Genomic DNA, 24,480 nt, shown 5'->3' on the forward strand with positions numbered 1-24,480 from the left:
CCGCAGCCGATGGGGACAATGCAGCGACGCAATGTCGCGATTAGAGCAATTCCAACGGGATTGCGAGGCCGATTCTGGGGCTCGGCGCGGGCCCGGGAATCCTACCTGGCGAAAAGCAGGCGCGGCCTCGCGTCAGATCAGGTGATGGCCGTTGCCGCCCTGGCAGGCCGGACATTTGCAGTTGTGGAAATTGACCTCGGCGGCGACATATTCGGTGCCGCAATGGATGCAGGCGATCTTCAATTGCGGGCGCCGGTCGATGCTGCAACTGGTGGTGCGGGCCACCAGATACTGACCGAGCGCATTCTGATCGCCTTCGGCGACGTGATAATTCGCACTCACGAGCGTCCCCCGGCTTGTGCATCTGCGAGATAATCTAGCACACAGCCCGCGGGGGAATGCAATTCGAATAGCTGCAATCGAATCGCGCTTCCCGCCATGCTGGCGGTGTTGGAATGCCGAGGGTGAATCAAACCTTGCATCAATGGTATTCAGGCCATGGAGTCGGATGCGGGCCGGCTATCGCCGCGCCGCGTTCGCGCCATCGCCGTTCTCCTCGAGCGCACGGCGCAGCCGGCGGATGATCACGTTGCGCGCACGTTCGTCGGCCGCGGCCTCGACGTTGGCGTTGATGTCGAGCAGCAGCTTCGACATCTCGTTGTGCCAGTCGAGCCTGACCACGGACTCCGGTTCGAGTCGGCGGCGATGCTTGCCGTCGAGCGCGGTCGGCACCGGCGCGGCGAGTTCGTAGACGTCGTCGAGCAGCGGCTGAAAGATCTTCGCCGCCGGCAGCACGCCGTCGCAGAGGCGCTCGGCCAATGCGGCGATCGCCGCTTCCTCGCCATGGCTGAGAAACAGCCCGCGGTCGATCGGGCGGCGCTCCGTGATCCAGCGGACCAGTTCGCCGGCGTCGGCATGACCGGAGTAATCGTCAATGCGCCGGATCTTGGCTTTGACCCGGACCTCCTCGCCCATGATCCGCACCGCCTCGGCGCCGTCTTCGAGAAAGCGGCCGAGCGTGCCGCTCGCCTGATAGCCGACCAGCAGCACGGTGCCGGACGAGCGGCACAGCCAGCGCTTGAGATGATGCCGGATGCGGCCGGCGTCGCACATGCCGCTGGCCGCGATGATGACGTGGAAACCATTCAGCCTGGCGATCGCCTTGCTTTCCTCCACGGTCTCGGTGAAGCGCAGATGTGGCGAGGCCAGCAGCCGTTCGACATCGACGTCCTCGTCGAGATCGGCGGCGTGGTGGCGGAACACTTCGGTGGCGCGGATCGCCAGCGGCGAATCCAGGAAGATCGGCGCGCTCGGGATGGTGCCTTTCTCCATCAGGTCGATCAGGTCGACGATCAGCTCCTGGGTACGTTCGACCGCGAAGGCCGGGATCACCAGCGCGCCGCGCGCTGCGGCGGCGGCGTTGACCTCGGCGGCGAGTCGCTGGTGGCGAAGCGCGGGCGAAGTCGGCTCGCGCACCCGGTCGCCATAGGTCGATTCGCAGATCACGTAGTCGAAATGCGACGGCGCTTCCGGATCGGGCTGCAACAGCTTGCCGTCGGGGCCGATGTCGCCGGAGGCGAGCAACCGCAGCGCCGACGACGAGCGGCCTTCGCCGTCGATCTCGATTTCGATCGAGGCCGAGCCGAGCAGATGGCCGGCGTTCCAGAACCGCGCGCGCACGCCGGGGAGAACGGTTATCCAGCTCTGATAATCGACGGGATAGAACGACGACAGCGTCGCGATCGCGTCGGCCTGGGTATAGATCGGGCTGACCTCGGGCTTGCCGCGCGCGGCGTTGCGGCGGTTCAGCATGATCACTTCCGATTCCTGGATGCTGCCGGCGTCGGGTAGCATGTAGGAGCACAGATCGATGGTGCCGCGCGTCGCCAGGATTCGCCCGTTGAAGCCGTCGCGCACCAGCTTGGGCAACAGGCCGCAATGATCGATATGGGCGTGCGTCAGCAGCACCGCGTCGATCTCGGACGGGCGGAACGGAAACGCGCCGTAGTTCAGCTCCTTCAGCGTCTTCTGGCCCTGGAACAGGCCGCAATCGACCAGGAAGCGCTTGCCCTTGGTCTCGAACAGATAACAGGAGCCGGTGACGGTGCGCGCAGCGCCGCAAAATCGGATGGTGACGCTCATGCGCGGGTCTCCTTGGTCGTCTTGCCGATCTCGCCCTGCAGCGTCTCGACGAACAGCTCGTCGAGCATAATCGCATTGGTCGGGTGCGGCACGGTGTGGGTGGAGCGGATGCTGCGGATGCCGGCGGCGGCGAAGTCGCGCAGCATTGCCGGTGGAAACAGCGCGTGGGTGATCACCGCGTCGACCGACGTCGCGCCTGCACCGAGCAGCGCGCGGGTGCAGGCGATCAGCGTGCCGCCGGAGGAGACGATGTCGTCGACCAGCAGTGCCGGCCGGCCCGCGATCGCGCTGGCGTCAGGGAGTGCGATTTCCACCGAGCGGTCGCCGTGGCGGATCTTCTGCGCCACCGCGGATCGTGTGCCGATCAGTTTGGCGAGCGCATCCACCCATTGCTGGGATTCGGAATCCGGTCCGACCACCACCGTGTCAGGATCGAGCGTGCCGCGCAGCGCCGCGGCGATCGCCGGCATCGCCGACAATTCATCGGCTGCGATCCCCGGGAAGACGTCGCCGAGCCGCGGCGTGCGATGCAGATGCGGATCGACGGTGATGACGCGGTCGACCAGCCCCGCGAGCAGCCGCCCCATCGCCTTCTGGCTGATCGCGTCGCCGGGGCGGAACGCGACGTCCTGGCGCATGTAGCAGAGATACGGCGCCAGCAGCACCAGCCGGCTGCAGCCTTCGCGGCGCAGAGCTTCGGCGGCGAACAGGATGGTCACCAGCTTGTCGTTGGGTTGGTCGAGCGGCAGATACAGGATGGTGGTCGCGGCTGTGGGGGCGACATTGACGGCGATCTCGCCGTCCGGAAAGCGGTGCTGCGTGATCAGATGCGCTGGGATCCCGAGCCGTGTCGCGAGCCGGGTCGCATCGTCCGCAGCGGAGTCCAGATAGCGCAGCGCGACGCTCACGACACCAAGTCCAGGTCGGCGGGTGTGTGATGATTGATCGAGTAGCCGGACTCCGTCTGCGCCGCTGCCAGCGCCAGATCGAATTCGGCGCGGTCGGACGCGTACACGCGATACAGAGGTTCGCCCTTTTCGACGCGGTCGCCGATCTTCTTGAACAGGTCGATGCCGGCGCCCTTGGCGACCGGTGCGCCGGCGGTGCGGGCGAGGCGATTGATCCGCAGGCAGTCGATGCCGTTGACGACGCCGTCGGCGCTCGCCAGCACGTCGGCGGCGAGGTGTCCGAGCTCGGCGGGGCACGGCGACGGCCCTTGCGCGTCGATGATCTGCTGCATCTTCTTGAGCGCCGCGCCGCTGTCGAGCAGTTGCTTGGCGCGGGCATAGCCGGTGCCGCCGCGGAGCTTCGGATCGTATTCCAAGAGATGCGCGGCGAGCCGCAGCGACTTTTCGCGCAGGTCCGCCGGCGCGTCCGGCTCGTTGCCGAGCACCGCCATCACGTCGCGCGCTTCCAGCACCGGCCCGATGCCGCGGCCGATCGGCTGGCGGCCGTCGGTGGTCACCACCTCGACGCCGATGCCGAAATGATCGCCGACGAACTCGAACAGCTTGCGCAGCCGCATCGCCTCGTTGGCGTTGGCGACCTTCGCCGACGGGCCGACCGGGAAGTCGATCAACAGCCGGGTCGAGCCGGCGGCGAGCTTCTTCGACATGATCGAGGCGACCATCTGCTCGGGCGTGTCGAGGCTGAGCGGACGTTCGACCGAAATCAGGATGTCGTCGGCCGGCGACAGGTTGACGTGGCCGCCCCACACCAGGCAGCCGCCGCAACTGTGCACAACGCGCTTCATCTGCTCGACGTCGAGATCGACCCGCGCCAGCACCTCCATGGTATCGGCGGTGCCGGCCGGTGAGGTGATGGCCCGCGACGAGGTCTTCGGGATCAACAGCCCGTGCGCGGCGACGATCGGCACCACCACCATGGTGGTGCGGTTGCCCGGAATGCCGCCGATGCAGTGCTTGTCGACGACGATCGGGGTGTCCCAGGCCAGCTTGGTGCCGACCGAGGCCATCGCGCCGACCAGCGCCAGCAGCTCGTCGGTCGAGGTGAAGCGCGCGGCGCTGATCAGGAACGCGGCGATCTCCATGTCGGAGTAGCGGAAGTGCGCGAGGTCGTCGACGATCGCGGTGATCTCCGCGGCCGACAGCGTGTGGCCCTGGATCTTGGCGCGTACCGCGTCCAGGCTCGCCGGTGAGCGCGCCGGCGTCACCGACACCGCACTGCCGACCGGCTCGGCGAAGCGGCGGAACGCCGGCTCGGACAGGCCGAGTTCGTCGGGGCCGATCAGCGCGTCGTCGTCGGTGATCATCAGCGTCGCCAGCAGCACCTTGCCGCCGATCCGCAGTTCGACGCGGCTGAAGCCGCGGAACACGTCGGGACGCAAGGCATGAGAGCGGCGGGAGATCACCGCGACGTTCTCGCGGCCGGTGTCGAGGCTGATCCGCCGGATGGTCAGCGGCGGGCGGGTGAGATCGGGAGCATTCAAGATCGCGCAACTCCGCGCAGCGGCCGGGCGGCCTGTCAGGAGTGCGTGTCGAGGCGCCTACGGGCGGGACACGCGATGCACAAGGCTAGAAGCTGACGCCGCAGGTCCGTTTGACCGGTGTCAATGTCGTGCGCGGCCTTGGGTCGCGCTTCAGATGCCGGCCGATGCCATCGCGCGGCCCAGTTGCTCGCGCAGCCGCGCCAGCGGCGCATCATGTTCGCGCACCAGGCGGAAACCGAGATGGATCGGCGGCAGCCCGGCCGAGCAGCCGCCGGCCTTGGCGTCACGGATGAAATCGGACACGTAGGCGCGGTGCCGGCCCTCGGCGACCCGCACGCCACAATTGGCGGTTTGCGCCTGCGGCCGGCCGACCGTATCGATCGCGGTGCGGTCGAAGCAGGTGGTGGTCCATTCCCAGACGTTGCCGGACAGATCGAGCAGCCCGCGCTCGTTGGCGCCGAAGCCGCCGAAGCTGCGCAGGGTGGTCGAGAGATCGTCACGATCGGATTCGCGCTCGTAGCGGGCAATCCAGCGCACCGATGGATCGTCGCTGTCGGATGCCAGGCCGTCGTCCTTGAATTTGCTGCCGGCCGCATAGGCCCATTCGGCGTCGGTCGGCAGCCGGTAGTGCGCGCCGGTCCTGCGCGACAACCACCCGGCATAGGCGGTGGCGTCCTGCCACGACACCTGCACCGCGGCGCGATCGGCACGGATCGCGGTGCCGGCGGGCATCGGGTGGCAGGTGCCGTCGTCGACGCAGAGCTGATAATCGGCCGCGCTGACCTGATGCAGCATGATCGACAGCGGCCGGTCGAAGCGTAGCTCGGTCCGCGGCGCCTCGATCTGTCGGCCGTCGCGGGTGAATTCGCCGGGCAGCCGATAGTCCGTCGCGCCCGGCGCGATCTCGACCATCGCCTGCCGGCCGTCGAGCCCCGCATCGCCCTGGCCGATCACCAGCGGCGTCACCGCCAAAGGCGTGGCGAACCCGACGAGGGCGACGAGGGCGATCTTGGCTTTGAAGGCGAGCAGCATGGCGGTGGACCGGATCGTTTCGATCGAATCAAAAGCCGCTCTCCGTCATTGCGAGCCGAAGGCGAAGCAATCCAAAGCCCGGAACGTGGTGCTTCGGGATTGCTTCGTCGGCTTCGCCTCCTCGCAATGACGAAGGCGAGTTAGTTGGTCGGGCCGCCCGGGATCGGGCCGGGGGCGCTGACCTGCTTCATCAGGTCGTCGTTCCACTTGCCGTCGACCTTGAAGTGCGCGGTGGCGCCGAGTTCGACCGCTTCGATCAGGTTGTGGTTGACATAGGCGTACACGCCCGGCTGCTTGAAGGTGTACAGCGCAGCTCCGGCCGAGCCGCCGCGGATGAACCAGGTTTCCAGATTGGTCTCCGGCGGATTGGCGAATTTGCCGGTCTCCCAGACGTAGTCACCGTGGCCGCCGATGATGTGCGGGCGGGTGTCGCGGTTGGCCTGCGAATGCACGATCAGCACCGTCTCGCCGACCTTGGCGGGCATCGCGTTCTTGCCGGTCAGCGCCCCGACCTTGCCGTTGAACACCACATGGGTCGGGGTCAGCTTGCGCATCACTTCCACCGTGTCGGTGTAGGATTCGGCCGGCGAGCCGTAGGCCTTGTATTTTCCGTGCTCGTCCTTCGGCACGTACATGTCCTGCTCGCCGACGTAGTAGATGCGGTCGTAGTGCAGCGGCTTGCCGTCGCGGTCCTTCAGTCCCTCGCGCGGCAGCACCATCATGGCGCCGTTCATGCCGGAGACGACGTGCCACGGGATCATGTTGCCGCCCGGGGCGCAGTGATACACGAAGGTGCCGGCGCGGTCGGCCTTGAACCGCAGCACCACCTGTTCGCCGGGATTGATCAGCGTCAGCGCGCCGCCACCGAGCGCGCCGGTCGAGGCGTGAAAGTCGATATTGTGAGGCATCGTGTTGGTGGCGGGATTGACCAGCGTCAGTTCGACATAGTCGCCCTGGTGCACCACCATCAGCGGTCCGGGCATCGAACCGTTGAAGGTCATTGCCTGGAATTTGGTGCCGTCTTCGTCGATCACCACTTCCTTTTCCTGCACCACCATCTTGAATTCGACGATCTTGGGGCCGTCCTTGGTGGCCTGCTGATGCGCGTGCACGAACGGCGGTGCGACCAGTTCGACCTTCTGGCGCGGCAGCTTGGAGATGTCCGGCTCGGCGGCTGCTGCGGCGGCAGGCACCACGGTCGGTGCGGCGCTCATCAACAGGGCGGTCGCGGCGACGCTCAGCAGAGTATCTCGACGATTCATCATGGCGGTGGTCCTTGCGGCTGGATTGAAACTCGGCTGGCGCAACCATGCTCCTGCCGCGCTGCCGCTATTTGTTCCAGCACAAGCTCAGTGATGAATACCTTTCAACTCCGGGACTCACCGCATCCGTCGTTCGTCGGATGTGACAACTACGAAGTGTGGGAACCCGCCGAAACGTTGTCGCGCGACAAAGAACGCAGTCGCCCCGCGCCTCAGCATGGCGGGTCAACGGAGACGACAATGGCGATTGACCGCACCCTCGTAGTCGAAGACGTGATGCGCCGCTGGCCGGCGACGATCCGGGTGTTCCTGGATTTCAAGCTCGCCTGCGTCGGCTGCCCGATCGCGACGTTTCACACGATCGAGGATTCCTGTCATGAGCACGGCATCGCCGAGGCGCCGTTCCTGGCGGCGCTGCGTGAGGCAGTGGCGAAGTCTCAGGAGGTCTTGTCGTCGGGCGCCTGATCGGCCAGCACCACGAGCTGATGCGGCTCGCGCAGCACGATCTTCTGCCGGCCGCTTTCGATCAGGCCCTTCTGCTCCCAGCCGGACAGCAGCCGGCTGACGGTGTGCAGCGTGGTGCCGGTCATCTGCGCGATGTCCTGGCGGCTGATTGGAAAGTCGATCTGCACGCCATTTTCGACCTTACGGCCGCTCTGCTTGGCGAGCCGCAGCAGCGCATGGGCGACGCGCTGCTCGACCTGCTGGGTCGACATCTCCACCACCCGGGAATGCGTCTCCTGCAGCCGGCTGCCGACGGTGAGCAGCGTGTTGGTGGCGAGCTCCGGATATTGCTCGACCAGCCGCGGCCACGCCGCGGTCGGCCATGCCAGCACGATCGAGTCGTCGACCGCGGTAGCAGTCGCGGGATAGCGGCTCAGCCCGATCGCCATCGCCACGCCCAGCGTCTCGCCGGGCGCGACGTATCGCACCACGATCTGCTCGCCGGCGGGCGTCACCTTGCTGGCGCGGACGTGGCCGTGCAGCAGCACGAAGAACGAATGCGCATCCTCGCCCTGTTCGAACACATGGCCGTTCTTGGGAACCCGGATCGACCGCGCCTCCTGCAGCACGGCGTCGAGCTCCGCCGGGCTCAGCCCAGCAAACAGCGGCAGTTTCGCAACCAGGGAAGTGTCGATCGTCGCCATCGAGGCTCTCGCGCCAGGGTTCGGTCCGCGCCAGCTAAATCGCGATTGCCGGCGGGGAGCAAGGGGTAAGCCCAGGGAGAGATCTACGCGACAAGCGGAATATCGGTCAGCGGAAAGTCGTTGCCCTTGCACAGCAAGGGGGCATTCAGAGCTTTGGCCAGCGCGTAGGCGAAGCAATCTCCGTAGTTGAGAGCTGCTTTGTGGCCGGTCCCTTTCCCGAACCGCAAATGCGCCGAACGCGCGTATCCGGCCTGCTCGGTGGTCACGGGCTCGATCCGGATGCCGGCCTCCGCGATGAAGTCATCAAGCCATCGTTCGGCTTTGGCCGGCTGAACGTCCTTTAGTCCACGGAGAACGATCGCAATCTCCAGCAAATTGCCCGAGGATAGGACCGGTTGATCGTCGGAGGCGATCAGCCGCGCGAACTGGGCTGCCTCCTGCTCCTCGCGAAAGATCGCAATGATCGCCGACGTGTCGATGACGATCACGTGGGCAATCCATTCTCATCGTAGCCGAGAATCTCGTCTGGAGTTCGCCCGGTGTCAGGCAACGCGGCGTAACGGCCCCCGATCTTCAGCAGTCGTTGCGCGATCTGGTCGGTTTGCCGGCGACGATGCTCGCGTGCGAGCTGTTCGCGCAGCGCATTGGTCACCGCCGCAGTGAGGCTCTCCCCGGTCATGCGGGCCAGCTCTGTCGCTAACTGATGAGCTTCGTCGTTCTTGATGTTGAGATGCATGCGATCTCCGATTGGTAGAGAAATAGCATTTGTCTACCGCACCCTTCAATTTGGCTTCGCGGGAGGTCCTTGACAAGGGGATTGTTTAAGGACTGTATTCCTAATGCCTCATCCCATCGAGGGGCGTTTCCGGGACGCTGTGAGATGCGGGATGAGGCGGTGGCGCCTGCGGGCGGGAAGCAGACGTGCTTCCTTCCTCCGGGAGGCTAAGGTCGCCGTCCGCCGCTACTACGAGCGGCTGCCCTGTGCGTGGCTGGACGGGCGCAGAGGATACGGGGAAATCCCGCGGTCGCTGTGTTCGCGGAAGAACGGTCCCGATGCCAGAAATCGCCACGGTGGAGCGTCGAAAGGCGTTCCGCGACGGTTCTCTCCGGCGATCCGGCGGGGACGGTCGCGGCCACTAATACCAAGGTCGCGCCTTTCGGCGCTCCGCCTCCCTCGGCCTGTTGGTCGCCGGGAGGGCCCCAGAGCCGGTCTCTCATGCAATCACTTGCGTGATAACGCCTACTCATGCCCGGAGCTCAGGCTTCGAACGCGACGCCAGATCCGCTCATACCGCCGCAGGTGCGTGGGCGAACACCACTTCGATCAGCGTGCCGGATTGCGGCGCGCTTTTGACATGAAAGCTCGCGCGGTTGGCTTCGACCAACGCCTTGGTCAGCGACAGGCTGACGCCGGCGGCTTCGGTGCGATCGCTCGGCGCCGGCGTGCGGAACGGCTGCAGCGCGGCGGCGAGTTCGTCGTCGTTGAGGCGATTGCCGGTGTCGCGGACGCGGAGCACCACCTCGCCGGCATCGCTGAGTGCGGTCGAGACGATCACCTGGCCGCCGGCATTGGCCAGATGGATCGATGTGCCGATCAGGTTGATGATGATCTGGCGTAGCGCCTGCGCGTCCGCCACGACGGTGGGCAGCAGGTGCGCCAGCGAGGTGCGGATGATAATGCGCTCGCGGTTGGCCCGCGGCTGCATCACCGCGACGCTCTGTTCGACCAGCTCGTTGAGATTGACGCTGGCGAAGGAGAGATCGAGCTTGCCGGTCTCGATCCGCGACAGATCGAGCAGATCGTCGACGATGCCGATGACGCGTTCGCCCGAAGCGCGGATGTCCTTTAGGTAATCGACGTAACGCTCGTTGCCGAGCGGTCCGAACCGCTCCTCGATCATCACTTCGGCGAAGCCGATGATGGCGTTGAGCGGCGCGCGGATCTCGTGGCTGAGCCGCGCCAGCACGTCGGCCTTGGCGCCGGCGGCCCGTTCGGCGAGCCGCTTGGCCTGGCTGAGTTCGGTCTCGGTGCGCTGCACCTGCGACAGGTCGCGGAACACGGCGAAGAAGTTCGGCCCGTCGGCGCGGGTCCGGCCGATCGTCATGCTGAGCGGAAACAGCCCGCCTTCGCGGACCTGGCCGAGCGCTTCGAGGCCGTGGTCGAGCACGCTCTGAGCGCGGCCGCTCTCGATGCTGCCCAAGTAATCGAGCACGGCGGCGCGGCTTTCCGGCGCGAACAGTTCGATCAGGTTGCGCTCCACCAACGCGTCGCCGCCATAGCCGAACAGCGCCTCGGCGCTGCGGTTGGCGGCGCTGATCTGGCCGCTCTCGTCGAACATCAGCACGCCTTCGGCGGTGGTGTCGAGGATCGCGCCGAGCTCTTCGGCGTTCGCGGCGCCGACCGCGGACGGCGTATCCTCGATCGCGGTCGCCGGCGCGAACGGCAACTCGGCGACGGCATGGGATGCGGTCTCGGCCGAGCAGATCAGCGCCAGCGCCTGAGCGCCGTCCCAGGCGATGGTGAACAGCCGCGCCTCGGTCGGTGCCGCGTCGCCGCCTTGCGCCGCGGTGATGGTGATCGGCGTGCCGGTCTCCGAGCTGCTGCTGGATTCGCCGACGCCGGAATCGACATACAGCGCGTCGAGGCCGCCGGCGTCTTCCAGCGCGGCGACGCTCGGAAATCCCATCCGCGCCAGAAATGCCGGGTTGGCATAGAGCAGCCGGTCGAGCCGGTAGATCAGCACGCCGACCGGCATCAGGTCGAGCAGCACGCGATCGCGCGCGCCATTGCCGCTCGCCGGCGCGGGCGTCGGCGCCAGCCAGTCGGCGCGCGGCGGCTCCGGGACTTCGCTCGGCGCCGCGTCCGGCTCCGGCGCGATCTCGTCCGCGACGATGGCCGGCGCATCGGCACCCGGCGCCGCTTCGCTTTCGAGCCGGGCTGCCAATTGCCGCGCCAGTTCGTGGAAAGCGCTGTTCTCGCCCGGCGTCAGCGACGGTGCACGCGCGTCGTTGGCAGCTCGGAATGGCAGGACGTTTTTCGGGGTATCCACGGGCGTGTCCAAAGTGTTCAGGAGCGGGTCCAGAGCAGGGGCCTGGTCTGAAGCGGTGTCGTGCGATGCCCGATCGGCCGACAGCGGCTGCGGCCGCGGCGGTGACTCGGTCGAGCCGTGCCGGCGTAGCGCGACGAGTTGATCGAGCGCGGCGAGATCGCGGCAGACGCCGAAGCCGCGATAGCCGGCGAATGCACCAACCTGATCCTGCACCGGTAGTCCGGACATTTCGATCGGCAGCCGCAGCGCGGTGCCGTCCGCCGGCCATTGCAGCGTGATGCCGCTCCAGGTGTGGTGTGTGTCCAGCGCTGCTGCAACCTGGCCGTCCGGATCGAGCCCGAGCCGATCCGCGACCTCGCTCCAGCGCTCGCCGACATTAGCGATGGTGAGCGGCCCGATCAGGCGGAGGAATTCATCCGAGGCGATCGCCAGCCGGCCGTCGCGGTCGATCTGCCAGACGAAGCGGAGCGGATGCCGCCGTGGCGGAGGCGTGTCGGACATCGGCTCGGCCGCAGGCGCGGTGTCGCTGGTCTCCGGTTCCGCAGCGACAGGATCGGGGGCTGCGGATTGTTCCGCGACGACCGGCTGTTGCTCGGCCGCGCCGGGCTCCTCTGCGGCGGGCTCGTCGGCGACGGTTTCGACAAAGGGCGAGGGCTCATCCGCCGGCTCCGGCGCGGCGGACGGCTGATCGGTGGTCGGCTGAACGGTGGACGCTGGTTCGTCGCAGGGCTCGTCTGCAGCTGTCGCCGGCGGCGACAGAGCAGCGTCTGCGTCGCCGGCTAACGGCGGCGTTGCGGTGGCTTCGGCCTCAACCTCGGCTGGCGCGACATCGTCGAGCAAGGTGAACTCGGCCGGTGCTTCGCTGAGAGTGTCGAAGGCCTCATAGTCGGGCGAAGCCGTAGCAGCGGCGGCCTCCGATGGTGGCTCGGGCGGCAAGGGCTCTGGAGCGGTCTCCGGCTCGGGCGGCGCTGCAACTGGCGATGGCTCGGCTTCCGGCTGCGACTCCGGCATTTCGGGCTGCGGTTCCGGTCCGGTCGATGGCGGCTGCGGATTTGGCTCAGTAGCGACGCCCGGCGCCAGCAGTGCGATCAGTCCGACATCGGCACCGCTGCCGACGCGCTGCAGCACCAGGTGGCCGAACCCGATCGGGGTCTCGGCGCGGCCGAGCCGCAGCGCGTCGGCGCGAGCCTGATCGAGGCCGGCTTCGCTCAGGTTACGGAAACCGAGCAGGGTGCGGGCGGCGGCGCTGGAGCCGACGAACAGACCGTCGCTGGCGAACGCTGCGATCGGGGTGTCGACGCCTTCGACCAGACTGCGTAGCCGGTCGATCAGCGGCATCGGCCTGCCGATCGATTCCACGGCGGCGATCAGCACGCCGGTGCTGCCGTCGGCGAAGCCGAGGCGGGTGCAGGCACAGGTCACCGGCGCGCCGAGCGGGGCGCCGAAGCCGCGCAGCCGCTCCAGCCGGGTCGCGCCGTTCGGCGGCAGTTTGGCTGCGAGCTGGGCGACCTGGCGGCGGTGCGGGTCGGCCGGGCGGAAGCTGCGGCGGGCGAGCTCGGCCGCATTGGCGGCGCCGAACAGCTTGGCGGCGACCGGGTTGGCCCACAGCACGCGGGTGCCGTCGCTCGACCACAGCCAAGCCGGCAACGTCCGGGTCGCGTGCACCGCGAGCCGGGGATCGTCGACCCCTCGCAATTGGAAGTCCCAGTTGGTCATCGCTACTCGTACGCCGCGGCTCGCCAGCGGTGCGCCTGTGGCCGACAGGGCGCGGGCCTGAGAACCTTAACAATTCATTATCGTCAGCGGCGATCGTCAGGTCCACGTTCGCGATCACGCTATCCCGTCTTAAGCGCGGATAACCTTAATTCGGCCACGCACAAGGACCTGGAAAGCCCCGATTGCGTTGAAGGTTGCAAAACCGGGACGATCGGTCACGATGCGCTAGTCGACATCCGCCGGTCACACCGGCGATGCGATTGTTGGCTAGAGTTTCCGGTGCCGGGTCGGAAGCGGCGAAACAGGCGGTAAGGAGCTGAGGATGGATCAGGAACAGCGTGATCGGTTCGAGATTCCCAAGGAGATGCGCTCGATGGCCGAGGCAGGGTTCGATCAGGCCCGCAAGGCGTTCGAGCACATGCTCTCCAGCGCCCAGCAGACCGCCGCCACCATCGAGGATCGCGGTGCCGCCGCCCGGGCCAACGCCAAGGAGATCACTACCCGCGCCGTCGGCTTCGCCGAGCGCAATGTCCACGCCGCGCTGGACTACGCCCAGCAGCTCGTCCACGCCAAGGACCTCGGCGACGTGATGCGGCTGCATAGCGAATACGTCCAGGCCCAGATGAAGGCACTCGCCGAGCAGGCCAGCGAGATCGGTCAGGTCGTCACCAAGGCGGCTCAGGACGCCGCCAAGCCGAAGAGCTGAGGTCGCGCCGCGGCCGTGACCGGGAGACCAGGGGGATCCCCCTGGCTCCAGGCATCTCCCCCAGATGCAGAATGTGGCACTGCAATGCAATTTCATGTTGCATTGCACAATTTTTGTGATACTTTGTGGCTCCTGGATGACCCCGGTCATCCCCTTGGCTCGGCGTACAGCCTGAAGATTACGCAGGCCGCTCGCGCGGGTCACTTCGATTTCCCACCAGCGAAGGATGCACCCTATGGCCGACTCGAGCGATCCGTTTTCCACCGTGATGCCGTTCCAGCTCCCGGAGCAGGTCCGCGCCTTCGCCGAAAAGGGCGTGTCGCAGGCGCGCGAGAACTACGCCAAGCTGAAGGACGTCGCCGAGACCCAGAACGGCACGATCGAGGCGGTGTTCACCTCGGCCAGCAAGGGCGCGACCGACTATTCGGCCAAGGTGTTCGATTTCGTGAAGACCAACACCAGCGCCTCCTTCGACTTCGCGCAGAGCCTGATGGGCGCCAAGACCCTGCCGGACATGATGGAATTGTGGACCTCCCACGCCAAGAAGCAGATCGAGACGCTGACCGCGCAGACCAAAGAGCTCACTGAGCTCACCCAGAAGGTCGCCGCCGACACCGTCGAGCCGATCAAGGCTAACGCCACCAAGATCTTCAAGCCGGCGGCCTGATCCACCCGGTTTTCGACGTTTTCCAGGCCCGGGCCGTGCGCCCGGGCTTTGTCGTCGGCAGCTTGTTGTCGACAGCACCCCCGACATTGGTCTTGCGGTCGATCACGGCCTTGCCAAAACGCGGCGTTGCACCTAGTTTCCGCCCGTTCGCGGGCCGCCTCGCCCGCGCCGGATGCAGTTGTAGCTCAGTTGGTTAGAGCGCCTGTCTGTGGAACAGGAGGTCGGTGGTTCGAGCCCACCCAACTGTACCACCCGCTTTTTCTCCGCTTCCGCCCTCCAACGACCGCCGTTTGCTCCCGCTCGAAACGATGCCGTTGCGCGCGCTCCCGCCGCGTTGCAGCGGTGCCGCACTCACCTGCCGTTCGGAACCGAATGACCGACGCTCACGTTGCTGGAGCGTAGGGCGGACAATGGAGATCGCCATGACCGAGCGGAAGTTGAGCGACCAGGCGGTCTCGGTGCTGGTGGATGTCGCGCGCACCGCCGGCCGTGATCTCAATGCCGGACAGCGACTCGAACTCGACCGTCTGGTGTCCGACGGTCTAGTTGCGGTCAGCGATCTGGGTGACCCGGCCGGCCGCAGTCATTATCGGATCACTGCGGAAGGCCAGCGCGCGCTCGACAGCCGCGGCGTCGGCGCCAACGAGGCGTGACGGTTCGCTTCTGATCTTGCCTGGCGCAGTTTCCCACCCCGCTTGCGAATCCGTGGCTGCTCCCGCACACTTTGCCCAATAGCAACACGGGGTCGGTGGCGACGTTCGCTGCCGGGAAACGCCAGCAGAGCAGGGGGCATTGATGATCTCAAACCGATCCGTCTTCCGACGTCGCGTCGGCGGCCGCCTTGTTGCGATGGCGATCGGCTTCGGCGCGTCGCTCGCCGCGACCGGTGCATTCGCCTACACGGCCGAGCAGCAGCAAGCCTGTTCCGGCGATGCGATGCGGTTGTGCGGCGCGTTCGTTCCCGACGTCGACCGCATCACCGTCTGCATGATCCGCAACAAGTCGCAGCTCACGCCGGGGTGCCGCGCGCATTTCGGGCCGACGCCGGTCGCGATGCGCTCCGGCAAGGCGGTGCGATCCAAGGTCTCGAAGCCGCGCAAGCTGCAGCAGCGGGCGCGCCGTTAATCTTCCGTCTCCTCTGGTTTCGCGGATCCACGCGACAGCTTGCCGCGTTGGTGTCGAAATCCACGCGCATATCTCGCGGCTGAGGAGAGCTTTGTGACAGACGTCGATCACCGCGCCGAACTCGACCGCCATCTGCAGTGGTTCGAGTCCAAGCTGCCGCCCCGGCCGGCGCATTTCGTCGGCTGGCTGCGGCGGCCGTCCTCGAAATACGTCCGGCTGCCGCTCGGTGTGGTGTTGGTCGGCGGCGGCGTGCTCAGCTTTCTGCCTGTACTCGGTCTGTGGATGCTGCCGCTCGGCTTAGTGCTGATCGCGCAGGACGTGCCGGCGCTGGAGAAGCCGACCGCGCGGACGCTGAACTGGATCGAGCGCAAATGGCTCGAACGGCAGCGCGCACGCGGAATCGATATCACGCCGTTCGATCCGCACCAGGAACCCCCATCTGCGGACTCTTCGGCCAAGCCGGCCGCATAAGTCCGTCGTATCAGCTCGCGGTTGTGCGGATGCGCGAGTCAGAAACCGTCCTTGTGACTCAACCAGCGGCCTTGGTGCAGCGCATTTCCAAGGAGTCGGTGTGACTCAAAACATGCAGATTGCTACAATCTGCCGAAGCGGCGGTGATTGCTTGCAATTTTAGCTTTCACGAATCAACGAGCTGATTCACTTTCACCCGCGAAGGTCAATCGGGAGGCCAGCGGATGAATGTTATCGTTTTTGCTTCGCGTAAAGGCGGGTCGGGGAAGAGTACCCTCGCCGCTCACTTGGCTGCACAGGTTCACAAAGCATCGCGTCCCTGCCTGCTGATCGATGCGGATCCGCAAGGCTCGCTGACGCTGTGGCACAAGCTTCGCGGAACTAACGAGCCGCCGTTGCGCACCGCCACCAGGTCGATCAGCGACATCGTCGCCGCCGCCAAGCGAGACGGTGTCGAATGGGTGTTCGTCGACACTCCGCCGAACCTGTCCGCCGTCGTCGACGATGCGATCCGTAACGCCACGATGGTGATCATTCCGGCGCGGCCGGGCGTGTTCGACGTCAACGCGGTGCAGGACACGATCCAGACCTGCCGCTCGCACCGCAAGCCCTATGCGGTCGTGCTCAACGGCGCGCCGGCGCTGCGCGACGAGGTCGAAAGCCGCATCGTCACCATCGCGCGGGACGCGCTGGCGAAATTCCGTGCACCGGTATGGGGCGGGCAGATCACCAACCGCGCCGACCTGCTGATGGCCCTCGGTGAGGGGCAGGGCGCACGCGAATACGCAGCCGAGGGCCGCGCGGCCTACGAGATCAGCCGGCTGTGGGCGGCGATCGAGCGCTCGGTCAAGGCGATCCGCGGTGCCGGAAACTCCGGCATGCACAAGCAGGCGGCTTAGACTGGAGCTGGCATCGTCCTGGCTCGCTCCGCAGGGGCGAGCTGCCTGATCCGCACTACGCGGATCCGCTGCGCGACGATTCTGAAAAGTCATCGTGTCAGAAAAAAACCGGGCTCACGCGGAGCCCGGTCTAAGGTCTTTGGCCTGATAGGCCGACACAATCACCTTCCAAGAGGGATAACTGAGCCGCCGCGCTACAGGAGGAGGGGGACTGTGTGTAGCGCAACCCCTCAGCATGAGGACGATTTGATCCGCGATCGGCGGTCGCGGCAAGCGGTCCCCCCGCATGTCAGACATGCGGAGCCGGAGGGCGCTCAGCCCGGCCAGCGCTGCGCCTTGTTGACGACGAAATCGCGGAACACCTGCACGCGCGCCACCGTCTTGAGTTCCTCCGGATAGACGAAGTAGGTGTCGAGCTGGATCGAGTCTTCTTCGCCGAACAACTGCACCAAGCGGTTGGTGTCCTCGATCAGATAGTCCGGCAGCGCGGCGATGCCGAGGCCCTGCTGGCAGGCGCGCACCAGACCGAGGATGTTGTTGACCTTGAAGTACGGCTCGCGCGGCCCCGTGCCGTTGCGGCCGGCCTCGATCAGCCAGCTCCGGTTCTGCAGATGCGGCGGCACCTGGCTGTCGCTCAGCATGATCAGCCGATGATCGTCGAGCTCCTCCAGCGTCCGCGGCGTGCCGAAATTCTTGATGTATTCCGGCGAGCAATAGGCGTGGAAGCCGATCGAGAACAGCTTGCGCTGGATCAGATCGGGCTGGGTCGGCTTGCGGGTGCGGATCGCGACGTCGGCCTCGCGCATCGACAGGTCGAGCTCTTCGTCGGTCACGATCAGCGAAATCCGGATTTCCGGATACAGCGCGGTGAACTCGCCGAGCCGCGGCACCAGCCAGTGAATGCCGAGCCCCGGCGTGGTGGTGACCTTGAGGTCGCCGCTCGGTCGCTCGCGGCTGTCGGTCAGCTTGGCGCGGGCCGCCTGCAACTGCATGAACACGTCGTGCGCGGTGCGAAACAGCAGGTCGCCCTGTTCGGTGAGGATCAGGCCACGCGCGTGACGATGAAACAGCGACACCGAGAGCTCCTGCTCCAGCGCGCTGACCTGGCGTGACACCGCCGACTGCGACAGTCCGAGCTGCTCGCCGGCATGTGTGAAACTTCCCGCTTCGGCAGCGGCGTGGAAGACCTTCAGCTTGTCCCAGTCCATATCGGTGAACCCGTCGCGGTGTCGCGCCATCAGAAATCACTCCGCCGCTTGGCGGTCGCCGGCGCGCAGCGCCAGGAAGCGTTCGGCTTCGAGGGCCGCCATGCAGCCCATCCCGGCAGCGGTGACGGCCTGCCGGTAGGTGTCGTCGGCGACATCGCCGGCGGCGAATACGCCCGGCACCGAGGTCGCGGTCGAATTCGCCGCGACCTCGACGTAGCCGGACGGTTTCAGCTTGATCTGGTCCTTGAACAGTTCGGTCGCCGGCGCGTGGCCGATCGCGATGAACACGCCGTCGGCCTTGATCTCGCTGATCGCGCCGGTCTTGATGTTCTTCAGCCGGACATGGGTGACCTTGGTCGGGTTCTCGGCGCCACAGACCTCCTCGACCGCGACATCCCAGACCACCTTGATCTTGGGATGTTTGAACAGCCGGTCCTGCAGGATTCGCTCGGCGCGGAAATGATCGCGCCGGTGCACGATGGTGACGCTGGCGGCGAAGTTGGTCAGGAACAGCGCCTCCTCGACCGCGGTGTTGCCGCCGCCGACCACCACGACGTCCTTGCCGCGGTAGAAGAAGCCGTCGCAGGTGGCGCAGGCGGAGACGCCGAAGCCCTTGTAGGTCTGCTCTGAGGGAATGCCGAGCCAGCGCGCCTGCGCGCCGGTGGCGAGGATCAGCGTGTCGGCGAGATAAACGTCGCCGCTGTCGCAGGTCAGGCGGAACGGCCGCTGGCTGAGGTCAAGATCGACCACCAGATCGGTCTTGATCCGGGTACCGACGTGGAGCGCCTGCTTTTCCATCTGCTCCATCAGCCAGGGCCCCTGGATCACATCCGCGAAGCCGGGATAGTTCTCGACGTCGGTGGTGATGGTGAGCTGGCCGCCGGGCTGCATGCCCTGGATTAGGATCGGCTCCAGCATCGCGCGGGCGGCGTAGATCGCGGCGGTATAGCCGGCCGGTCCTGATCCGATGATGACGACCTTGGCTTGAACCGGACTCGACATGAATCAGTCCCCGAGACTGAGGGCGGCGCGACGCAGGAAGTGGCCTGGCTGGGGCATCGCCAATGGGCGGAAGATGAGACAGAAGTCTATGTCATTTGGTGAGCTATGCAAGATTTGCAATACCTCCGTGCAGGATTTCCCACGGGGTTTGGAAAACGAGTTGTGAGCATCGCGAAATAAAATTACCCAAATTTCCCCGGGTGCGCTAAGAGAGGCTGGTTCTAAGCCGAATCCGCCTTGCGGGAATAGCACCAGCGTGACCAAGAGCCTCGACCAGATCGATCTCAAGATCTTGCAGGAAATCCAGGACGACGGTCGAATCACCAACGTCGAACTGGCCAAACGCGTCGGGATTTCGCCGCCGCCGTGCCTGCGGCGGGTGCGGACTCTCGAGGAGGAAGGCTACATCCTTGGCTATCGCGGCCTGCTCGATCCGGCCCATCTCGGCTTCGACGTCACGGTGTTCGCCTCGGTGCACCTTTCGAGCCAGGCCGAGGCCGACCTGCGCGGATTCGAGGAATTCGTCCGCAACGAGCCGTTGGTGCGCGAGTGCTGGATGCTGTCGGGCGAGGTCGACTTCATCCTGAAATGCGTTGCGCCCGATATGGCGACGTTTCAGAATTTCGTCGCGCATCTGACCGCGGCGCCGCATGTCCGCAACGTTCGCACCTCGCTGGTGCTGCGCAATTCGAAATACGCCGCTGCGGTGCCGCTGGAGTTGAAGGCGGCGACAGCCTGACGCCGTCGCCGCGGTCTTTTCAGCGCTGGTGCGATATCAGCGATCGCGTCGCAGTACGCGGTCGAGGCTGACCGGACCGCCGCCCGCCGTCGCCAGGTACAGACATGCGAAGCACAGCGCGATCGCCAAAGTGCCTCCATTGAGCAGCGGCAGCCACACCGGCGTCGCGCCCTTGAAGACGTGGCCGAGAAAATAGGCGAACGCCATCTCGCCGGACAGGATGAACGCCACTGGCCGGGTGAACAGGCCGAGCATCAATAGCGCACCGAGGATCAGCTCCAGACTGCCGGCCGCGCCGTGGAGCGAGAACAGCTCCACCTTGGCGAACATCGGCACCGGCGGGTATTTGAACAGCTTGGCGACGCCATATTGAAACAGCAACAGGCCGGTGATGAAGCGGAGCAGGCTCAGAGCGAGCGGCTGCCAACTGGCGAACAACTGATTCATGGGCGATCCTGACCTCGAGGTGGGGAGATGGTCGAACGGCGGCCCGCTGTAGGCCGCCCGGAACCTTGCAGCATGAGCAATGTGTCAGCGACTGAATTCGCCGTGAGGGCGCCGCTTTCGGCATGTTCGAAGCGAGGCACGACCCATGTCTGCGCCATGAAGGCGAGGCGAAACTGCAGCGCCGGCAACAAAAAAGCCGCGACAATGCGCGGCTTCTTCGTCTGATCGATGAGACGCGGTCAGCGCCACTCGACCTTGGCGATCTCGTAGGCCTTGGCGCCGCCCGGGGCGACGACCTCGACCGAGGAGCCCGCTTTCTTGCCGATCAGCGCCCGCGCCAGCGGCGAGGTGATCGAGATCTTGCCCTTCTTGGCGTCGGCTTCGGCCTCACCGACGATCTGCCACACCGCCTTCTTCTCGGTGTCCTCGTCGATCAGAGTGACGGTGGCACCGAACTTGACGGTGTCGCCCGACAGCTTGCTGACGTCGATGATGTCCGCGCGCGCCAGCTTGTCCTCGAGTTCGTTGATCCGGCCTTCGTTGTGGGACTGCTCTTCCTTGGCGGCGTGGTACTCGGCGTTCTCCGAGAGGTCGCCATGCGAGCGCGCTTCGGCGATGTGCTCGATGATGCGCGGACGATCCACCGACTGGCGATGCTTCAACTCGTCCGAAAGTGCGGCGTACCCGCTCGCAGTCATCGGTATCTTTTCGACCATCGTCTCTTCATCCTTCAAGAATACGTTGCGGATCGCCGAACCCATGCTCGCCCGCAGCGTCGTCGGCAGTTAACGGCGGTGCCGCGCCTGTGCGGCGTCCGAAGTCGGTTCAAAACGGCACCAGAGCTGTCCGGCAAACGCCGGAGAGAACATTTCCAATGCGGGCGGGTTCCCCGGCCGGACGGCCTGTCAGTCGATAGCCGGCCGTGCGGGCCGGGCGACGATCAGCTTTCGGAAAAGTAGCTCTGCAGGGTCCGGACCTCAAGGTCCCCATCCAAATAGGCCCGGATGCCCTTTGCGGCGGCGACCGCGCCCGAAAGAGTGGTGTAATAGGGAACTTTATGCAAGAGGGCAGCGCGCCGCAGCGACCGGCTGTCGGCCAGTGCCTGCGGTCCCTCAGTGGTGTTGAACACCAATTGCACTTCGCCGTTCATGATGGCGTCGACGATATGCGGGCGACCTTCCAGCACCTTGTTGATCTTCTCCGCCGGCACACCGTGGTCAGCCAGATAGCGCTGGGTGCCGGAGGTGGCGATCACCCTGAACCCGACCGAGTGCAGCAGCTTCACCGCGTCAAGAATCCGCGCCTTGTCGTTCTCGCGGACCGACACGAACACCGTGCCTTTGCGCGGCACGCGGGTGCCGCCGCCGAGCTGGCTCTTGGCGAAGGCGATCTCGAACGAGCGGTCGATGCCCATCACTTCGCCGGTCGAACGCATTTCCGGGCCGAGCACGGTGTCGACGCCGGGGAAGCGGGCGAACGGGAACACCGATTCCTTGACCCCGACGTGATCGAGATCGCGCTTCTTCAGCCCGAGATCGGCGATCTTCTCGCCGGCCATGATGCGCGCCGCGAGCTTGGCGACCGGCATGCCGATCACCTTGGCGACGAACGGCACGGTGCGGGAGGCCCGCGGATTGACTTCGAGCACGTAGATCTCGCCGTCCTTGATGGCGTACTGCACGTTCATCAGGCCGACGACGTCGAGGCCGAGCGCCAGTTCGCGGGTCTGGCGTTCCAGTTCGGCGATGGTCTCCGTGCTGAGCGAATGCGGCGGCAGCGAGCAGGCCGAGTCGCCCGAGTGGATACCGGCCTCTTCGATGTGCTCCATGATGCCGACGATGAAAGTGTCCTTGCCGTCGGACAGGCAGTCGACGTCGACTTCCGTGGCGTCCGACAGATAGCGGTCGAACAGCAGCGGGTTGGTTCCGAGCACGGTGTTGATCTGCCCGGTCTTGTCGTTCGGATAGCGCGCCTTGACGTCGCCCGGCACCAGCTCGGGCAGGGTGCCGAGCAGGTAGTCGCTGAGCTGGTTGTCTTCGCGGATGATCTGCATCGCGCGGCCGCCGAGCACGTAGGACGGCCGTACCACCAGCGGCAGCCCGAGTTCGGCGGCGACCAGACGGGCCTGCTCGACCGAATAGGCGATGCCGTTCTTCGGCTGCTTGAGGCGCAGCTTGTCGAGGATGCGCTTGAAGCGGTCGCGGTCCTCGGCGAGGTCGATCGCGTCCGGCGAGGTGCCGAGGATCGGCACGTCGGCGGCTTCCAGTGCGCGCGCCAGCTTCAGCGGGGTCTGGCCGCCGAACTGCACGATGACGCCCTTCAGGCTACCCTTGCTGCGTTCGGTATCGATGATCTCGAGCACGTCTTCGGCGGTCAGCGGCTCGAAATACAGCCGGTCCGCGGTGTCGTAGTCGGTCGACACGGTTTCCGGATTGCAGTTCACCATGATCGATTCGTAGCCGGCGTCGTGCAGCGCGAAGCAGGCATGGCAGCAGCAATAATCGAACTCGATGCCCTGGCCGATCCGGTTCGGACCGCCGCCGAGGATGATCACCTTGTTCTTCTCCGACGGCTGGCTCTCGTCCGAGGCCGGGCCGGCGAACGGGGTTTCGTAGGTCGAGTACATGTAGGCGGTCGGCGAGGCGAACTCCGCCGCGCAGGTGTCGATGCGCTTGAACACCGGACGCACCCCCAGCGCGCGACGCCTGGCCTTGACGTCGGCTTCGGTGGTAGCGGCCAGCACCGCGAGGCGGGCGTCGGAGAAGCCCATGGCCTTCAGCGTCCGCATGCCGAAGGCGTGCTCCGGCAGGCCGCTGGCGCGGACCTTGTTCTCCATGTCGACGATGCCGCGGAGCTGCGCCAGGAACCACGGGTCGATCTTGCAGGAATTGAAGATCTCGTCGTCCGACCAGCCGAGCCGCATCGCCTGCGCGACCTGCAGCAGCCGGCTCGGCGTCGGGGTGCCGAGCGCCGCGCGGATCGCGTTCTTGTCGTCGCCGCGGCCGAGGCCGTCGATCTCGATCTCGTCGAGGCCGGTGAGGCCGCTCTCCAGGCCGCGCAACGCCTTCTGCAAGCTTTCTTGGAAAGTACGGCCGATCGCCATCACTTCGCCGACCGACTTCATCGAGGTGGTCAGGTTGGCCGAGGCGCCGGGGAACTTCTCGAAGGCGAAGCGCGGAATCTTGGTGACGACATAGTCGATCGTCGGCTCGAACGATGCCGGGGTGGCGCCGCCGGTGATGTCGTTGGCGATCTCGTCCAGCGTGTAGCCGACCGCCAGCTTGGCGGCGACCTTGGCGATCGGGAAGCCGGTGGCCTTCGACGCCAGCGCCGAGGATCGCGACACCCGCGGGTTCATCTCGATCACGACCAGCCGGCCGTCCTCGGGATTGACCGCGAACTGCACATTGGAGCCGCCGGTCTCGACGCCGATCTCGCGCAGAACCGCCAGCGAGGCGTCGCGCATGATCTGGTATTCCTTGTCGGTCAGCGTCAGCGCCGGCGCCACCGTGATCGAGTCGCCGGTGTGCACTCCCATCGGATCGAGGTTCTCGATCGAGCAGACGATGATGCAGTTGTCCTTTTTGTCGCGGACAACCTCCATCTCGTATTCTTTCCACCCCAGGATGGATTCCTCGATCAGCACCTCGCTGGTCGGCGAGGCGTCGATGCCGCTCTCGACGATCTCGATGAACTCCGCCTTGGTGTAGGCGATGCCGCCGCCGGTGCCGCCCATGGTGAAGGACGGGCGGATCAAAGCCGGGAACCCGATTTCGTCGAGCGCGCGCAGTGCATCGGGCAGGTTCTTGACCTGGCGCGAGCGCGGCGTCTCCAGCCCGATCTTGGTCATCGCCTCGCGGAACCGCTCGCGGTCCTCGGCCTTGTCGATCGCGTCGGCGGTGGCGCCGATCATCTCGACATCGAATTTGTCCAGCGTGCCGAGCTTGCGCAGGCTCAGCGCGCAGTTCAGCGCGGTCTGGCCGCCCATCGTTGGCAGCAGCGCAAAGCCGCCGGGGATGACGTAGCGTTCCTTCTCGACGATCTTGGCGACGATCTCGGGCGTGATCGGCTCGATATAGGTCGCGTCCGCCAGCTCCGGGTCGGTCATGATCGTCGCCGGATTGGAATTGACCAGGACGACCCGATAGCCCTCCTGCTTCAGCGCCTTCACCGCCTGGGTGCCGGAATAGTCGAATTCACAGGCCTGGCCGATCACGATGGGACCGGCGCCGATGATGAGGATGGTGGAGATGTCGGTTCGTTTGGGCATCAAATCTCGCTGACGCGGGCGGGGAATCTCGGGCACAAAAAAAGGGCGCGCAGCCGCGCGTCCCTTTGCTCACAAGCGCCGGGCAGCCCAGGCGCGCGGCGTGTCTTAGACCAGTTTCCCCGGCTGCGAAAGGGCTCAGAAGCCGTC

23 protein-coding genes and 1 tRNA gene are annotated in these 24,480 nt (G+C 66.0%); 9 read left to right on the forward strand and 15 right to left on the reverse strand.

Annotation, left to right across the window (positions count from 1 at the left end):
• Positions 1–132: 132 nt before the first annotated feature.
• The 6 genes from DWA33_RS05460 to nirK form a co-directional block, all read right to left on the reverse strand.
• Positions 133–342, reverse strand: a complete 210-nt coding sequence (locus DWA33_RS05460; protein WP_114357092.1) for a hypothetical protein — start codon at positions 340–342, stop codon at positions 133–135.
• 177 nt (positions 343–519) lie between these two features.
• Positions 520–2,142 carry an MBL fold metallo-hydrolase gene (locus tag DWA33_RS05465; RefSeq protein WP_114357093.1) on the reverse strand — a complete coding sequence of 541 codons (1,623 nt, stop codon included), beginning with the start codon at positions 2,140–2,142 and terminating at the stop codon, positions 520–522.
• Entirely contained in the window at positions 2,139–3,050 is a 912-nt protein-coding gene (locus DWA33_RS05470; RefSeq protein ID WP_114357094.1) for a ribose-phosphate pyrophosphokinase, read from the reverse strand. The genes DWA33_RS05465 and DWA33_RS05470 overlap by 4 nt, the downstream gene beginning before the upstream one ends.
• Entirely contained in the window at positions 3,047–4,591 is a 1,545-nt protein-coding gene (locus DWA33_RS05475) for a thymidine phosphorylase family protein (protein ID WP_114357095.1), read from the reverse strand. Before DWA33_RS05475 ends, DWA33_RS05470 begins: the two co-directional genes overlap by 4 nt.
• 150 nt (positions 4,592–4,741) lie before the next feature.
• Positions 4,742–5,623: a formylglycine-generating enzyme family protein gene (locus tag DWA33_RS05480; RefSeq protein WP_114357096.1), complete on the reverse strand. Its 882-nt coding sequence runs from the start codon at positions 5,621–5,623 to the stop codon at positions 4,742–4,744.
• 140 nt (positions 5,624–5,763) lie between these two features.
• Positions 5,764–6,888, reverse strand: coding sequence for a copper-containing nitrite reductase (gene nirK, locus DWA33_RS05485; RefSeq protein ID WP_114357097.1), 1,125 nt, complete (start codon positions 6,886–6,888; stop codon positions 5,764–5,766).
• 237 nt (positions 6,889–7,125) lie between these two features.
• Between nirK and DWA33_RS05490 the strand changes: the two genes are divergently transcribed.
• Complete coding sequence (locus tag DWA33_RS05490) at positions 7,126–7,350, forward strand: DUF1858 domain-containing protein (protein WP_114357098.1); 225 nt, start codon at positions 7,126–7,128, stop codon at positions 7,348–7,350.
• On the opposite strand, the gene DWA33_RS05495 is transcribed toward DWA33_RS05490, so the two are convergent.
• The 4 genes from DWA33_RS05495 to DWA33_RS05510 all read right to left on the reverse strand — a co-directional run bounded on the left by DWA33_RS05495 (position 7,323) and on the right by DWA33_RS05510 (position 12,799).
• Positions 7,323–8,033: a Crp/Fnr family transcriptional regulator gene (locus DWA33_RS05495; protein ID WP_114357099.1), complete on the reverse strand. Its 711-nt coding sequence runs from the start codon at positions 8,031–8,033 to the stop codon at positions 7,323–7,325. The genes DWA33_RS05490 and DWA33_RS05495 overlap by 28 nt on opposite strands.
• A gap of 83 nt (positions 8,034–8,116) precedes the next feature.
• Complete coding sequence (locus DWA33_RS05500) at positions 8,117–8,521, reverse strand: type II toxin-antitoxin system VapC family toxin (RefSeq protein WP_114357100.1); 405 nt, start codon at positions 8,519–8,521, stop codon at positions 8,117–8,119.
• The gene (locus DWA33_RS05505; RefSeq protein ID WP_011159676.1) at positions 8,518–8,769 is read right to left on the reverse strand and encodes a type II toxin-antitoxin system VapB family antitoxin; all 252 of its coding nucleotides are present in this window, start codon (positions 8,767–8,769) and stop codon (positions 8,518–8,520) included. Before DWA33_RS05505 ends, DWA33_RS05500 begins: the two co-directional genes overlap by 4 nt.
• Before the next feature lie 550 nt (positions 8,770–9,319).
• Complete coding sequence (locus DWA33_RS05510) at positions 9,320–12,799, reverse strand: PAS domain-containing protein (protein WP_114357101.1); 3,480 nt, start codon at positions 12,797–12,799, stop codon at positions 9,320–9,322.
• A gap of 322 nt (positions 12,800–13,121) precedes the next feature.
• Between DWA33_RS05510 and DWA33_RS05515 the strand changes: the two genes are divergently transcribed.
• The 7 genes from DWA33_RS05515 to DWA33_RS05545 all read left to right on the forward strand — a co-directional run bounded on the left by DWA33_RS05515 (position 13,122) and on the right by DWA33_RS05545 (position 16,667).
• Positions 13,122–13,505 (forward strand): phasin, encoded by a 384-nt coding sequence (locus tag DWA33_RS05515; protein ID WP_114357102.1) that lies wholly within the window; start codon positions 13,122–13,124, stop codon positions 13,503–13,505.
• 235 nt (positions 13,506–13,740) lie between these two features.
• Entirely contained in the window at positions 13,741–14,172 is a 432-nt protein-coding gene (locus DWA33_RS05520; protein WP_114357103.1) for a phasin, read from the forward strand.
• A 174-nt stretch (positions 14,173–14,346) separates the two neighbouring features.
• Positions 14,347–14,423: transfer RNA gene (locus DWA33_RS05525), tRNA-His, on the forward strand.
• 171 nt (positions 14,424–14,594) lie between these two features.
• A complete protein-coding gene (locus DWA33_RS05530) occupies positions 14,595–14,825 on the forward strand; it encodes a hypothetical protein (RefSeq protein WP_114357104.1) in 231 nt (76 codons plus the stop codon).
• A 142-nt stretch (positions 14,826–14,967) separates the two neighbouring features.
• Positions 14,968–15,297, forward strand: coding sequence for a hypothetical protein (locus DWA33_RS05535; protein WP_114357105.1), 330 nt, complete (start codon positions 14,968–14,970; stop codon positions 15,295–15,297).
• Between the two features lie 93 nt (positions 15,298–15,390).
• On the forward strand, positions 15,391–15,768 hold the full coding sequence (locus tag DWA33_RS05540; RefSeq protein WP_114357106.1) for a hypothetical protein: 378 nt from the start codon (positions 15,391–15,393) through the stop codon (positions 15,766–15,768).
• A 224-nt stretch (positions 15,769–15,992) separates the two neighbouring features.
• On the forward strand, positions 15,993–16,667 hold the full coding sequence (locus DWA33_RS05545) for a ParA family protein (protein WP_114357107.1): 675 nt from the start codon (positions 15,993–15,995) through the stop codon (positions 16,665–16,667).
• A gap of 314 nt (positions 16,668–16,981) precedes the next feature.
• Here the strand turns inward: DWA33_RS05545 and DWA33_RS05550 are convergent, their stop codons facing one another.
• Both DWA33_RS05550 and trxB read right to left on the reverse strand, forming a co-directional pair.
• Positions 16,982–17,905 carry a LysR family transcriptional regulator gene (locus tag DWA33_RS05550; protein WP_167443127.1) on the reverse strand — a complete coding sequence of 308 codons (924 nt, stop codon included), beginning with the start codon at positions 17,903–17,905 and terminating at the stop codon, positions 16,982–16,984.
• 6 nt (positions 17,906–17,911) lie between these two features.
• Positions 17,912–18,877 carry a thioredoxin-disulfide reductase gene (gene trxB / locus DWA33_RS05555; RefSeq protein WP_114357108.1) on the reverse strand — a complete coding sequence of 322 codons (966 nt, stop codon included), beginning with the start codon at positions 18,875–18,877 and terminating at the stop codon, positions 17,912–17,914.
• 256 nt (positions 18,878–19,133) lie between these two features.
• Between trxB and DWA33_RS05560 the strand changes: the two genes are divergently transcribed.
• Positions 19,134–19,616, forward strand: a complete 483-nt coding sequence (locus tag DWA33_RS05560) for an Lrp/AsnC family transcriptional regulator (RefSeq protein ID WP_114357109.1) — start codon at positions 19,134–19,136, stop codon at positions 19,614–19,616.
• Between the two features lie 36 nt (positions 19,617–19,652).
• Here DWA33_RS05560 and DWA33_RS05565 read toward each other — a convergent pair whose 3' ends face one another.
• The 3 genes from DWA33_RS05565 to carB all read right to left on the reverse strand — a co-directional run bounded on the left by DWA33_RS05565 (position 19,653) and on the right by carB (position 24,333).
• Positions 19,653–20,063, reverse strand: a complete 411-nt coding sequence (locus tag DWA33_RS05565; protein ID WP_114357110.1) for a DoxX family protein — start codon at positions 20,061–20,063, stop codon at positions 19,653–19,655.
• A gap of 239 nt (positions 20,064–20,302) precedes the next feature.
• On the reverse strand, positions 20,303–20,779 hold the full coding sequence (gene greA / locus DWA33_RS05570; protein ID WP_011159607.1) for a transcription elongation factor GreA: 477 nt from the start codon (positions 20,777–20,779) through the stop codon (positions 20,303–20,305).
• A 224-nt stretch (positions 20,780–21,003) separates the two neighbouring features.
• Entirely contained in the window at positions 21,004–24,333 is a 3,330-nt protein-coding gene (gene carB, locus DWA33_RS05575) for a carbamoyl-phosphate synthase large subunit (protein WP_114357111.1), read from the reverse strand.
• Positions 24,334–24,480 lie beyond the last annotated feature (147 nt).

The organism is Rhodopseudomonas pentothenatexigens, assembly GCF_900218015.1.
GTDB lineage: Bacteria > Pseudomonadota > Alphaproteobacteria > Rhizobiales > Xanthobacteraceae > Rhodopseudomonas > Rhodopseudomonas pentothenatexigens.